Here is a 12,788-nt window from a genome sequence, read left to right as displayed (position 1 = left end):
GTACCCAGGTACACCATCGTTTCGGGACCTCACTCCCTGGGCTCGCCCCTCCGGCGAGGGCATCGTTGATGCCAACGAAGTCGTCGGCCCCGCACCGAGCCGACGGTGAACCCAGAGAGGACAGCCAGCATGGCAACGATGAAGTCGGTTCAGACCAGCACACCCGGCGCGATCACAGTGGTCGAGGAGCAGCGCCCGACGCCAGGCCCGGCCGATGCGCTGGTGCGGGTCCGGGCGTGTGGAATCTGTGGCACCGACGCGACCTTCGTGCATATGGGCGGTATGCCGAAGGTGCTCGGGCCGCAGGTCAAGGCCGAGGCACTGACGCCGGACCAGATGCGTCCGGTCGTGCTCGGCCACGAACCGGCAGGTGAGATCGTCGAGGTCGGCACCGAGGTCACCGGACTGCGGGTCGGTGATCACGTAGTGGTGAATCCGCAGGCCGCCCCGTCGGGCATCATCGGTTGCGGCGGGCCGTTGGGCGGTATGAGCGAATATCTGCTCATCGAGAATGCCGAGGTCGGCTCCAGCGTCGCCATCGTGCCGGATTCGGTGCCCTTCGCCGTGGCCGCGCTCAACGAGCCGATGGCCGTATCGCGGCACGCGGTGAACCGCTCCGAGGCGAAGCCGGGTGATAAGGCGATCGTCTTCGGTGCGGGCCCGATCGGGCTCGGTGCGGTGATCTGGCTGAAGCTGCGCGGCGTCGAGCACGTCGTCGTCGCCGATGTGATCGCCTCGCGGCTCGACACCGCCCTCGCGGTGGGCGCGGACGCGGTCATCGACTCCGCCACCGATGATGTCGCCGCCCGTCTCGGTGAACTGCACGGTTATGGGAGCAATGCGCTCGGCGCACCGCGCCCCGACACCGACATCTACATCGATGCGGCCGGAGTAGCCGCCGTCGTCAATACCGCCCTCGCCAACGGCAAGTGGGGTGCCAAGCTGGTCACCGTCGCCGTGCACAAGAGGCCCGAACCGATCGACCTGGGCGCCATCCTGCGCAACGAGATGACCATCATCGGTTCTCAGGGCTACCCCTCCGAGATCTTCGAGGTGACCCCCGAGATCGCCGAGCACGCCGACCGCTTCGCCCGGCTCATCAGTCACCAGGTCCCCTTCGCGGATGTGCAGAAGGCGTTCGAATTGGCCCTCACCCCCGGCGCGGCGGAAAAAGTGGTCGTCACCTACGAATGAGCCGCCGCCTGCTTCCGCTTGCCGGGATCGGCGCTGGCGGGCCAGGTCCAGCTGAAATAGCATTCTCTGAAATTAGAGAACCATTCTCCTACCTGGCCCCGACCGACAAGGACTGTGCATGACCGAAGTTACGGCGCTGCCATCCGAACACGCCGAGCCCACCCTCCGCACCACCGCAGGTGCGGTCCGTGGGCGACGGGAGAACGGATTGGTCGTATTCCGCGGGATTCCGTTCGCGCAGCCACCGATCGGTGCCGCACGCTTCGCGGCGCCGCAGCCGGTCGCCGGGTGGGACGGCGTGCGGGATGCCTTCGAGTTCGGCCCACCGCCGCCGCAGGAGACCTCGTTCGGCAACCGCTCCGGCGGTGTCGTCCTGCCCAAGGGCGACGACTGGCTCACCGTGAACGTCTGGACACCCGATCCCGACCCGGCTGCCCGTCGGCCGGTGCTGGTGTGGATCTACGGCGGCGCATACAAGCTCGGTTTCTCCGGCAGTCCCGGCTACGACGCGCAACACATCGCGCGCGACGGCGACCTCGTGGTCGTCACGCTCAACTACCGGCTCGGCATCGAGGGCTTCGCGCGCATCGACGGCGCACCGGCCAACCGCGGCCTGCTCGACCAGGTCGCCGCCCTCGAGTGGGTGCGCCAGAACATCACCGCGTTCGGCGGGGATCCCGATCAGGTCACCGTCTGCGGGGAATCCGCGGGCGCCGGATCCATCGCGGCGCTATTGGCCATGCCGAGCGCGGCCGGACTGTTCCGGCGCGCGATTTTGCAGAGCATGCCGGGCACGTTTTTCTCCGACGAGCTCGCCACCGATATCGCGACCGTCATCGCCGCACAAATCGATCTGCGGCCGACCGCGACGGACCTGTCAAGTGTGGATCCATGGCAGTTGACCGACGCGGGCGCAAAGGTCGGCGCGTCGATGCGGCAGTACGAGCGATGGGGCGCGGTGGCCCACACCATTACCGCGTTCTCGCCCGTCGTCGACGGTGACGTATTGCCGAATGCACCGTGGCAAGCGCTCGCGGATGGCTCCGCCCGCGATGTCACGGTGGTCATGGGACACAACCGGGACGAATTCCGGCTGTTCCTCGCCCTCGGCGGACAACTCGGGACGATCGATGACACACAGGCGGCGCACGCGCTACAGGTGTTCGGTCCGGGCTCGGAAGGTGCGGACGCATACCGCACGGCATTCCCGTCCGCCGGACCGGAAGAACTGTTCGAAAAGGTCCAGACCGACTGGCTGTTCCGGATGCCCGCGCTACATCTGGCCAATGCCCAGGCAGCAGGTGGTGGCCGGGCCCATATGTACGAGCTGACCTGGCCCGCACCTGGCAACGGCGGCGTCTTCGGCGCCTGCCACGGCCTCGACGGACCACTGTTGTTCGCCGCCTTCGGCGCCCAACTCGGTCCGCTGCTCCTCGGCCCCGAACCGTCGGCCGAAGCCCGGGAACTGTCGGCCTATATGCGTGCGCGCTGGAGCGATTTCGTCAGGACCGGCGAACCGGGCTGGGCCGCTTACGATCCGGAGCAGCGCCTGACCCACATCCTCGATACGAAACCTTCGGTCGTCGCCTACCCCGAGGAAACCTCTCGCGGTCTGTGGCGCGACCACGCCTTCTCGGCGCTGCCACTGCTCGGTTAGTGCGATCGCGGCGGTGCGGTGCCCGCCCTCGAAGAACCAGCGCGATGATTCCGAGACTCTTCGTCACAGGGGCACCTTTCGCCGGTATCCACGGCGCAGCCGGCCCGATGATCGGACCGGCTGCGCTACTACGTGATGGGCTTTCTCGACGACTTACTTGGCGGGCGGCATCGGCGAGTTGATGGTGGTGAAGTACTGCACCGCCGCGGCGATCGCGATCGGGGCGGTAATCAGTATCTGACCGGCCAAGGTGCCGAGGGCGCCGATCGCGAGGATGCCGCCGACGCAGCCGATGGCCGCGGCCGGGATGAAGGCGCCGAACAGACCGACGATGGTCGCCGAGGCCACGGTCGCACCGGCGATGCCGCCGAGTACGCAGCCCACGAGACCGCCGCTGATCCCGCCGACCACACCGCCGATGGTGGCGCCCATGGTGATCGTGCCGATCAGTCGACCGAACGCCGCCTGCTCGCGGTCGTACTGGGTCTTCCACGGCGCCTGATCCTCATACGGCAGCGCCACCGGCTTGTACACCGCGTGCGCCACATCGAACTGTGGGGTCAGGGTGACGCTGCGGCCGGCGATGTCGGCGGCGATCGGGAACTCGAAGTCGTCGACCCGGAACTTCAGCTCGGTGCCGGCGAGTACTGCGCCATTGGCCGCCCTGATCTCCAGCACGTCATCTCGGATACCGAGCGAACCCGCATCGGTCGAGATGATCGTCGACTTCTCATTGACCCTCGCCTGGAAGTTGACCGCACCGGCCTCTTCTCCGGGAGATGCACCGGCTGTGCACATTCCGACGCAGAGCGCTGTCGATACAGCGGCAGCCGCCACGGTTAGGTTCCTCATCTTCACGATAACTTCCTTCTTCCCTACGCGAATCTCTCTCTCCATTGAGAGAATGTCATTCTTACAAGGGATGCGGCAGTTAGCGGGGTTTTTGCGAATATTTGGGCAACTACTGCTGTCCGGGCAGCAAGGTGAGGAATAGCGCGTGCGCGTCGGCGCACAGTCGGTCGCCATCATGCAGGGTCGCGACCAAGAAGATCTTGCGCCCTTCCTGCCGCTCGACCCTGGCGCGGATGGTCAGCTCTGTGTCGAGCGGGGTAATGGACCGATAGTCGACGGTCAGTGAAGCGGTGCGGATCGCCGCCCCTGAATAGGCGACCCCGCTCATGCCGAGCACGGTGTCGAAGGCGAGCGCGATATGACCGCCGTGCACCGCCGTATTGCCGCCGAGATGGAAGCGGCGGAAGGTAATACGAGCCGACACGCCGTCGCGGTCGGAGCGGTCGACGACGAACGGCGGCAGGGTGATGTTGCCGTTCGCGGGCAAGTCGGATCGAACCCAAGTGGGCACCGACCACTCGTCGACCAGGACCGTGTCCAACAGGCCGTTGAGCTCCTTCAGTGTGGTGATCGTCTCGAGCGCCACGTCATCGGAGGGGCTGGCCAGTCGCACACGGTCCATCAGGCCGCGAATCTGTTCGATGAACTCCCCGTAGTGCGGGCCGCCACGGGAGATGTCGGGCGTGCGATCCAGCGACGGAGACCGTGCCGGCCGAAACCCACCTTCGTGGTGCTCTTCGGTGGGTAACGGCTCGAACTGGCTCTCATTCATGAGAATTACATTATCGCCCGGCGCTGCCGCACTGCGGACCGCCGCCCGCCCTACGGGACGTCGGCACCGTCGTGGGTGATCGCCTTTCCGTTCAACTGGTCGCCCAGCTGCGCGAGATCGTAGGACTGCCTGGCCAGCCAGAAGCGCAGGAATCCGGTCAGCGAATAGCGCAGGAACAGCGCCGATCCCACCACGCTCGCGGCCACGCCGCCGAGTGCGAGGGTTATCGCATCACGTTGTGCCAGTGGGTCTTTGGTGCCATGCGACATGAAGTACGACACCACGGCCACCAGCAGGCCGAGCACCATGAGGGTCACTCCGGTGCGCAGCCACAGCACGGCCCGGCCGGCCGCGGGGTCGGGAATCTTGGCCTCGTCGAGTTCGCGGACGAAGCGGTCCGCGCGTGTTTCGGTCATTCGGAGCTTCCTAAGTAGAGGGCCGCCAGTTCGTCGCGGATGCTGTCGGGGTGGCCTTGTTTTTCGATGCGGCCGCGCACGAGCACGGCCGCGTGGTCGGCGATATCCAGTACCGCCGCGGCGAACTGCTCGACGACCAGGACGGCCACGCCCTGGCGGGCGATTTCGGCGACCTGCTCGTAGAGCTGACCGACCACCAGCGGCGCCAACCCCATGGACAGCTCGTCGAGCATGAGCACCGCCGGATCGGTGGCCAGGCCGCGGGCCAGGGCGAGCATCTGCTGTTCGCCGCCGGACATGGTGCCCGCCGTCTGATCGGCCCGCTTCCCGAGAATCGGGAAGCGGGTGAAGGCGATCTCCTGGATCTCCTCGCGGGAGCGACCCGTGAAGGTCATCATCAGCAGGTTGTCGCGGACCGTCAGATTGGGGAATACGCCGCGTCCCTCCGGGATCAGGCACACCCCGGCCCTCGCGAGGTCGCGGGGGTCGGCACCGGTCATATCGCGTCCGCCCAACCACAGTTGGCCGGACGCGACCGGATGCACACCGGCGGCGACCTGCAGTGTGGTGGTCTTGCCCGCACCGTTCGGCCCGAGCAATGCGACCACCTGACCACCGACGACGCTCAGATCGATGCCGTGCAGCACCGTGATCGCGTCATAGGCCGCGCGCACCTCGCGCAGTTCCAATAGCGGGTCAGCGACGAGATCCGTTGTCGGCGTGACTGTTTCGATACTGTCCACGGTCATGCCGCTCCCAGATAGGCCGCGAGCACGGTTTCGTCGCGCCGGATCACCTCGGGTGGGCCCGAGGCGATGACCTTGCCGAGGTCGAGTACATAGACCTCGTCACAGACATTCATGACCAACCCCATATCGTGTTCGACCAGCAGCACCGCCGTCCCGTCGGCGGCCAGCGAGCGCAGTAGCGCCGCGAATCGTTCGGTCTCGCTGTGGTCCTGACCGGCCGCGGGTTCATCGAGCAGGATGAGCTCGGGTCGCGCGGCCAGCGCCCGGCCCACCTCGATCAACCGGCCGGTCCCCGTCGGTAGCGCATCGGCACTGCTGTCGGCGACTTCGCGCAGGTCCAACCGTTCGATGAGCTCGTCGACGACCCGGGCGGCATGCCGGCGCTGTGGCCCGAGTTCCGCGGCAACCAGCAGATTGTCACGAACGCTCAAGCGTCCGAACAGTTCCAGCCGCTGGAAGGTGCGAGCCATCCCGAGCCGGGCGCGGCGGCCCGTACCGAGCCGGGTGACATCGCGCCCGTTGATCAGCACGCGCCCCGAGGCCGGTTTACGCAGACCACAGATCACGTCGAAGAACGTGCTCTTGCCCGCACCGTTCGGACCGATCAATCCGGTGACATGACCGGCTTCGGCCACCAACCCCGCGCCGTCGAGCGCGCGGTGGCCGCCGAAGACGACGCTCACATCCTCAACTTGCAGCAACGGTGGCACGGCTCAACACCTCCTCGTCCTGGGTACGCCATGGCCGCCGAATCCCCCACCATTCGACCGGTAGTTCAGGTTCGGCCGGCACGCGCTGCCGCGCGATCCAGACGCGGGCACCGATGACGACGAGCACCAGTCCGAAGAACAAATGCCAGCCGGTGATCACATCAGCCAGTCGAAGCACCCACAGCAGCACCGAGACGACCAGCACCACCGGCATCACCACACGATCGCGGAGCATCGGCAGCCATTCCTCCCGCATGGTGGCAATCGCACCCTGGCCGAGCATGCCGCCGGCGAAGGCGATACCGCCCAGTGAAGGCAGCACCTGGGACAGGTTCAGCAGCGAGGGCCAGAGCACCGGAATCACCAGCAGCGGCCCGGCGTAGGCCACGCCGGTGAAGAAGCCGCTGCCGACCGCGCCGAGACCGGCGATCACGACGATCAGGAAGATCGGCAATCCGGAAACCAGGTTGAAGTGATCGGAGGTGACTGCGCGCAACTGCATGCCGTACAGCGCACCGCCGAGTCCGGCGATCGCCGCCGAGAGCGCGAACACCAGCACCTTCGCCATCAGCAGATTGCCGCCGAGGGTCGCGTACGCGGCCTCGCTGTCGCGCATCGCGATCAACCGCCGCCCGAACCGGCTGCGCCGCAGCATCGATATCGCGAAGCCCGCCGCGGCCAGGCATACCGCCGCGAACACGGTCACCTGGGCGGTGCTGTCGAGGTGCAGGCCGAACAGGTGCGGCCCGACCAGACTCACCGAGCCCTGTTCGAAGAAGTTGATCTTCACGCCGAATACGTGCACGGTCGGCAAGGTGAACACCCACCGGTCCAGGACGACCGAGAACGCTACCGTCGCCAGGGCCAGATAGACCCCGGACAGCCGGAGCGCGGGCAATGCGATCACCGCACCCACCGCACCCGCGACCGCCATCGCCAGCAGCAATGCCCACCATTGCCCGTCCGCGCCGTACTGGGCATAGATGACCGCCCCGACTCCGGCGATGCTGAGCTGACACAGCGAGATCTGCCCCGCGTATCCGGCCAGCGGTACGAACGACAACCCGATCACACCGAAGGCGAAGATCTGCCCGTAGGTGATCAGATCGGCCTCGCCGAGGACGGTGGCCAGCACGACGCCCAGCGCCACGACCACCGCCGCGAAGGCGGCCGATCCCGAAACCGTCGGCAGCGGCACCGGACTCAGGCGCCGATCCCGACCGCGCAGCCGTCCGTGCGGGAACAGCAGCAGCGCGATGAACAACAGCAGCGCGGGTGCGGCCAGCCGCAGACCCGGCAGATATTCGTTCTGCGGCAGATAGCCGGTGAGGTAACTCTCCAGACAGCCGACCACGATCGCGCCGAGGAAGGTCATCGGCAGGCTGCGCAACCGGCCGAAGATCGCCGCGGTGTAAGCGCTGACGATCAGCAGCGACAACTGTGGCGCATCGAGCGCGACGGTCGGCGCCACCAGGATGCCGCCGATCGCCGCCAACTCGATACCCAGAATCCATGCGACTCGGTTGGCCCGCCGCGGGTCGGCGCCGGTCAGACCCACCAGCGCACGATCGTCGACGGTGGCCCGCATCTCCGCACCGGTCCTGGTGCGGTACAACAGGATCCGCAGGCCGACGGCCACCGCGATCGCGACCACCATCGTCAATGCCTGATGCCAGGTGATGGTGACGACCCCGAAGTGCATCGGCCGCTGTTCGGCGAAGAACTTCGGCAGGGTGCGGGCCGTGTTGGGGTCCCACACCCATTGGGCGAGCAGGATCAGACCACTCAGCAGGGCAATGGTCATCACCAGCTTCTCCGCATCGCCCAGGCCCTGGGTAGGGGCCAACGCCCACGCGAAGAACAAGCCGAACAGCGGCGCGAATACCAGCAGCACCGCGGCGATCGCCAACGGCGCGGGCACGTCCCAGCCGATGTGCAACTGCCAGTACACGAATGCCGACATCATGCCTGCCGCCCCGTGCGCGAAATTGAATACGCCGGTGGTGGTGTAGGTGAGCACCAGGCCGCTACCGATGATCGCGTAGATCGCCGCGGTGCTCAGCCCGACGATGCCGAAGGCGAGGAATTGCTCCATTGCCGAACGACTCCGCTACTTCAAGTCGTTCATGCTGAGCCCGACATCGGCGAGGGTCATGGCCTTGCCGTAGTCGTTCTTGTACACGTAGGCGTCCATATCGCAGCGGTATGGACCGGTATCGGGTTTGAAACCGGTGGCCTGCTGCCAGCCCTGCGGGGTCGCCTGCACGATGTTGTAGCACTTCGGCAGCGCTCCGTTGGGCCGCACATCCACCGGTGCCTGCAGGCCGCCGGCGGTCCACGCCGTCTCCTTGTTGGCGGCGTCGTACACGCATTTGCGGGTCAACTGATCACCGCAGCTGGCAGCCGATTTGGCGAAAAGCAGCCACTCGGAGAATGCACGCAGCGCCGGATAGGTGACATCCTTACCGGGGGCGTACTTGGCGAACAGGTCCTTCACCAGCTTGACATCCGGCACCGTCGCGGACGCCTCGAGCGGCGCGATGCCACTGAGATCGGCGAAATTGTTCTGCGCCGCAAGGGATTTGCCCGCCAGCTCCAGGAACTGCGAGTTGTAGGCGTTGCTGTTGGCGTCGATCCAGTCCAGCTTGTAATCCATCCCGCTCAGCACATCCTCGAGCTTGGCCAGGCTGCGGAAATCGCCGAGGAAGATCAGCCCCTTGACGCCCTTGCTCTTGATCGACTGCGCGTACGGTGTCCAGTCCGCGACGCCGGTGGCCGGATAGAGCTCGTTGTACACCACCGAGGCGTTCATCGCGCTCAGCGATTCCTGGAATTTGGGCACCATCGCCTTGGTCACCGGCGAGTCGCCGGTGATGATGCCGACCGCACCGGCCGAGGCCGGGTAGGTCGTGAGCAGCCACTGGTGATATGCGGTGTATATGTCGTAGGGGCGAGAGGCCGACGCGCCGCCGCCGACCTGCAGGTCGGATCCGGAGTTCTTCACATCGACGACCTGCGCCGGAAACTCCGGCAGCAAGCACTTCAACCGATCCTCGACGCCGAGCGAATCCAGTGCCGCGCCGCCACCGACCAGCGCGAAGTCCTCGCGGCAGGCCTCGATCATGCGCTGGCGGACTTGCATGAGCTTCGCATCGCGCACGGTGGCGACCAGCTTGCGCCCGCCGACACCACCGGCCGCATTGCACCACGAGGTGAAAACGTTTGCCGCATCGACGAATTCGGTGTTCTTGGTGAACCCGACGTCACTGAAGACACCGACCTTGATCTCACCCGCGGTCACACCCTGCGCGGACGAACTCGACGGCTTACCGGCCTGGCAGACATTCTTCAGATCACCGAAGTCGCCCGACGCAGTCGAGCTGGTGGTGTTGGTGCCCTCGACTTCCTCACCACCACGACTACAGCCGGCCGCCAGCAGCGCGGCTGCCAGCAGAGCAACGAGTATTCGCTGCGATTTCACGTTTCCTCCTCTATGGGACGCCACCACGTTCGGTCGAGGCCCGCGTCCCTGTTCTTCATCGAGCGGCGCCCCTGCCGGATCTGATGCTCTCGCCGCTGGGAAAGCAGCTTTCCACATTAGGAGAATCAAGACGGTCAATTTGGGAAATGTGGTCTACATCGAACTTCGGCCACCGCGCGACCAAGCCCACCCCGCCACCACCCGCCAGCACGCGATTGCCTCCAGACAGGAATGAGAATAGGATTCTCACAAATAGTGAAGGAGGATCTCATGCCGGCCAAAACCCCGTTGCCGTATCCGCTGTTCGACGCGGACAACCACATGTACGAGACCAAGGAAGCACTGACTCGCCACCTGCCCAAGCGGTACGAGGGCATCATCCAGTACGTCGAGGTCAACGGCCGGACCAAGATCGCGGTGCGGGGGCAGATCAGCCAGTACATCCCCAATCCCACTTTCTCGGTGGTCGCGCGTCCGGGTGCGATGGAGGATTACTTCAAGAACGGCAACCCGGAGGGCAAGAGCCGCCGCGAGATCTTCGGCGAGCCGATGAAGGCCATCGACGCCTTCCGTGAGCCCGGGCCGCGCCTGGCGCTCATGGACGAGCTGAAGGTCGACCGGAGCTTGATGTTCCCCACCCTGGCCAGCCTGGTGGAGGAGCGCCTGCGCGATGATCCGGAAGCCATCCACGCCATCGTCCATTCGCTGAACCAGTGGATGCTCGAGACCTGGTCGTTCAATTACAAGGATCGGATTTTCGCGGTTCCGGTCATCACCCTGCCGATCGTCGAGGAGGCGATCAAGGAGCTGGAGTGGGTGGTCGAGCACGGCGCCAAGGCAATCCTGATCCGCCCCGCTCCGGTGCCGGGCTTCCGCGGCCCGCGTTCGTTCGCGCTGCCGGAATTCGATCCGTTCTGGAAGCGGGTGGTCGAGCTCGGCGTCGCCGTGACCATGCACACCTCCGACAGCGGCTACGCCCGCTACACCCAGGAATGGGACGGCGCCAACGCCGAGATGCTGCCCTTCGTCACCAATGCCTTCAGCATGGTCAACGAATGGCGACCGGTGGAGGACGCCGTGACCTCGCTGCTGTGCCACGGTGCGCTGCTGCGGCATCCGGAGCTGAAGGTCGCCATCATCGAAAGCGGCGCCGCCTGGCTGGGCCCGCTCATGAACAAACTGTCCGAAACCTTCAAGAAGGCGCCCGAAGGCTTCGGCATGCAGAACCCGATCGAGACCATCAAGAACCAGATCTTCGTCAGCCCCTTCTACGAGGAGGGTGTGAGCGACCTGATCGACCTCATCGGCGTGGATCGAGTGCTGTTCGGGTCCGACTACCCGCACCCCGAAGGCCTGGCCCAGCCCACCCACTTCGCCGATATGCTCACCCATCTGCCGGTCGAGGATCAGGCCAAGATCATGGGCGGCAACTTGGCGGGTCTGCTCGGCGTATGAGTGGTCAGGCCCGGAGGCGGCAGCGAAGCGTAACCATGCAGTGCCCCGCTCATGCGCCGAGTAGGCACAGCGTATGACTTGGGAGACCATCCCGCAGATGGTCATCAGTGCGGCCGACCGCTTCGGCGCCGCCGAAGCGGTCGTGGACGGACCATTGCGGATCAGCTTCACCGAACTGGCGGAACGGGTCCGGCGGGCCGCGGGCGCCTTCGCGAACGCCGGAGTCGAATCCGGTGACCGAGTGGCGATCTGGGCGCCCAATTCGGCCGAGTGGATCATCGCGGCGTTCGGGTTGCTGAGCGCGGGCGGGGTGCTCGTCCCGGTCAACACCCGGTTCAAGGCCGAGGAGGCCGACGATATCGTGCACCGCAGCGGGGCGAAATTGCTGCTGGTGCAACAGGGCTTCCTCGGCGTGGACTACGCGGGTCCGGACGGCGTACCGGTGATCGACCTGAAGTCGGACTTCCTGTCCAGCGGTGCGCCGTTCGAACGGCAGGTGCGTGGCAAGGATATCGCCGACATCATCTATACCTCGGGCACGACCGGAAAGCCCAAGGGCGCCATGATGAATCATCTGCAGACCCTGCGGCTGTATTCGGAATGGTGCGAGCTGGCCGATCTGCGGGAGGGCGATCGCTATCTGATCGTCAACCCGTTCTTCCACACCTTCGGATACAAGGCCGGGATCATCGCGTCGCTCATCCGCGGCGCGACGATCCTGCCGGTCCCGGTCTTCGATGTCGACCGGGTGCTCGAGTTGGTCGAGCGCGAGCGGGTGACGATGCTGCCCGGTCCGCCGACCCTCTATCACTCGCTGCTGGAGGCCAAGGACCGTTACGACCTGTCGTCGCTGCGGACGGCGGTCACCGGGGCCGCCGATATTCCGGTCGAACTGATCCGGCGAGTGCACGAGGAGTTGCCGTTCCGATCCATCATGACCGGATACGGGCTCACCGAGGCGGGCACCGCGACGGCGTCACGGCCCGGCGACACCTTCGAGCAGATCGCGACCACCGTCGGAACCGCCTGCGACGGCATCGAAGTGCGCATCGCCGATGACGGCGAGGTGCTCGTCCGCGGGTACTCAGTCATGCAGGGCTACCTCGGCGATCCCGAGGCAACCGCCGCGGCCGTCGACCCCGAGGGCTGGCTGCACACCGGCGATCTCGGCAGCCTCGATTCCGACGGCCGGCTGCGGATCATCGGCCGTAAGAAGGACATGTTCATCGTCGGCGGCTTCAACGCCTATCCGGCCGAGATCGAAGGCGTTCTCCTCGAGCATCCGGCCGTCGCGCAGGTGGCGGTGGTCGGCGTTCCCGACGAGCGGCTCGGGCAAGTCGGAAAGGCGTTCGTGGTGGCCACTGGACCGATCTCTGAACAAGAACTGATCGGCTGGGCCAAGACCCGCATGGCGGGTTACAAGGTCCCGCGTTTCGCGGATTTCCGGGAAGCGCTGCCGTTGAACGCCACCGGGAAGGTGATGAAGGATCAGCTGCGGTAGG

11 protein-coding genes are annotated in these 12,788 nt (G+C 66.0%); 4 read left to right on the top strand and 7 right to left on the bottom strand.

The window, feature by feature from the left end; translation table 11 throughout:
- Positions 1 to 138 precede the first annotated feature (138 nt).
- Both ACZ60G_RS27055 and ACZ60G_RS27050 read left to right on the top strand, forming a co-directional pair.
- Positions 139 to 1,194, top strand: a complete 1,056-nt coding sequence (locus ACZ60G_RS27055) for a zinc-dependent alcohol dehydrogenase (protein ID WP_465813477.1) — start codon at positions 139 to 141, stop codon at positions 1,192 to 1,194.
- A gap of 118 nt (positions 1,195 to 1,312) precedes the next feature.
- Positions 1,313 to 2,851, top strand: coding sequence for a carboxylesterase/lipase family protein (locus tag ACZ60G_RS27050; RefSeq protein WP_465813475.1), 1,539 nt, complete (start codon positions 1,313 to 1,315; stop codon positions 2,849 to 2,851).
- Between the two features lie 153 nt (positions 2,852 to 3,004).
- Here the strand turns inward: ACZ60G_RS27050 and ACZ60G_RS27045 are convergent, their stop codons facing one another.
- The 7 genes from ACZ60G_RS27045 to ACZ60G_RS27015 all read right to left on the bottom strand — a co-directional run bounded on the left by ACZ60G_RS27045 (position 3,005) and on the right by ACZ60G_RS27015 (position 9,831).
- Complete coding sequence (locus tag ACZ60G_RS27045) at positions 3,005 to 3,709, bottom strand: DUF8020 domain-containing protein (protein ID WP_465813473.1); 705 nt, start codon at positions 3,707 to 3,709, stop codon at positions 3,005 to 3,007.
- Positions 3,710 to 3,812: 103 nt separating this feature from the next.
- A complete protein-coding gene (locus ACZ60G_RS27040) occupies positions 3,813 to 4,475 on the bottom strand; it encodes a PaaI family thioesterase (protein ID WP_465813471.1) in 663 nt (220 codons plus the stop codon).
- 50 nt (positions 4,476 to 4,525) lie between these two features.
- Positions 4,526 to 4,891: a hypothetical protein gene (locus ACZ60G_RS27035; RefSeq protein WP_465813469.1), complete on the bottom strand. Its 366-nt coding sequence runs from the start codon at positions 4,889 to 4,891 to the stop codon at positions 4,526 to 4,528.
- Positions 4,888 to 5,640: an ABC transporter ATP-binding protein gene (locus ACZ60G_RS27030; RefSeq protein ID WP_465813468.1), complete on the bottom strand. Its 753-nt coding sequence runs from the start codon at positions 5,638 to 5,640 to the stop codon at positions 4,888 to 4,890. The genes ACZ60G_RS27035 and ACZ60G_RS27030 overlap by 4 nt, the downstream gene beginning before the upstream one ends.
- Positions 5,637 to 6,350: an ABC transporter ATP-binding protein gene (locus tag ACZ60G_RS27025; RefSeq protein WP_465813466.1), complete on the bottom strand. Its 714-nt coding sequence runs from the start codon at positions 6,348 to 6,350 to the stop codon at positions 5,637 to 5,639. The genes ACZ60G_RS27030 and ACZ60G_RS27025 overlap by 4 nt, the downstream gene beginning before the upstream one ends.
- Positions 6,328 to 8,445, bottom strand: coding sequence for a branched-chain amino acid ABC transporter permease (locus ACZ60G_RS27020; RefSeq protein ID WP_465813464.1), 2,118 nt, complete (start codon positions 8,443 to 8,445; stop codon positions 6,328 to 6,330). Before ACZ60G_RS27020 ends, ACZ60G_RS27025 begins: the two co-directional genes overlap by 23 nt.
- Before the next feature lie 15 nt (positions 8,446 to 8,460).
- Positions 8,461 to 9,831, bottom strand: a complete 1,371-nt coding sequence (locus ACZ60G_RS27015; protein ID WP_465813462.1) for an ABC transporter substrate-binding protein — start codon at positions 9,829 to 9,831, stop codon at positions 8,461 to 8,463.
- Between the two features lie 270 nt (positions 9,832 to 10,101).
- Between ACZ60G_RS27015 and ACZ60G_RS27010 the strand changes: the two genes are divergently transcribed.
- Positions 10,102 to 11,286, top strand: coding sequence for an amidohydrolase family protein (locus tag ACZ60G_RS27010; RefSeq protein ID WP_465813461.1), 1,185 nt, complete (start codon positions 10,102 to 10,104; stop codon positions 11,284 to 11,286).
- Positions 11,287 to 11,359: 73 nt separating this feature from the next.
- Positions 11,360 to 12,787, top strand: a complete 1,428-nt coding sequence (locus ACZ60G_RS27005; RefSeq protein ID WP_465813459.1) for a FadD3 family acyl-CoA ligase — start codon at positions 11,360 to 11,362, stop codon at positions 12,785 to 12,787.
- Position 12,788 lies beyond the last annotated feature (1 nt).

Source organism: Nocardia sp. NPDC102475, assembly GCF_055584605.1.
This window is presented reverse-complemented; position numbering and strand designations above follow the sequence as displayed.

What these genes read in the sequence shown, in the direction of transcription:
- ACZ60G_RS27055 (WP_465813477.1), top strand. Translation starts at nt 139, where the DNA reads ATGAAGTCGGTTCAGACCAGCACACCCGGCGCGATCACAGTGGTCGAG.
- ACZ60G_RS27050 (WP_465813475.1), top strand. Translation starts at nt 1,313, where the DNA reads ATGACCGAAGTTACGGCGCTGCCATCCGAACACGCCGAGCCCACCCTC.
- ACZ60G_RS27040 (WP_465813471.1), bottom strand. Translation starts at nt 4,475, where the DNA reads ATGAATGAGAGCCAGTTCGAGCCGTTACCCACCGAAGAGCACCACGAA.
- ACZ60G_RS27035 (WP_465813469.1), bottom strand. Translation starts at nt 4,891, where the DNA reads ATGACCGAAACACGCGCGGACCGCTTCGTCCGCGAACTCGACGAGGCC.
- ACZ60G_RS27030 (WP_465813468.1), bottom strand. Translation starts at nt 5,640, where the DNA reads ATGACCGTGGACAGTATCGAAACAGTCACGCCGACAACGGATCTCGTC.
- ACZ60G_RS27020 (WP_465813464.1), bottom strand. Translation starts at nt 8,445, where the DNA reads ATGGAGCAATTCCTCGCCTTCGGCATCGTCGGGCTGAGCACCGCGGCG.
- ACZ60G_RS27010 (WP_465813461.1), top strand. Translation starts at nt 10,102, where the DNA reads ATGCCGGCCAAAACCCCGTTGCCGTATCCGCTGTTCGACGCGGACAAC.
- ACZ60G_RS27005 (WP_465813459.1), top strand. Translation starts at nt 11,360, where the DNA reads ATGACTTGGGAGACCATCCCGCAGATGGTCATCAGTGCGGCCGACCGC.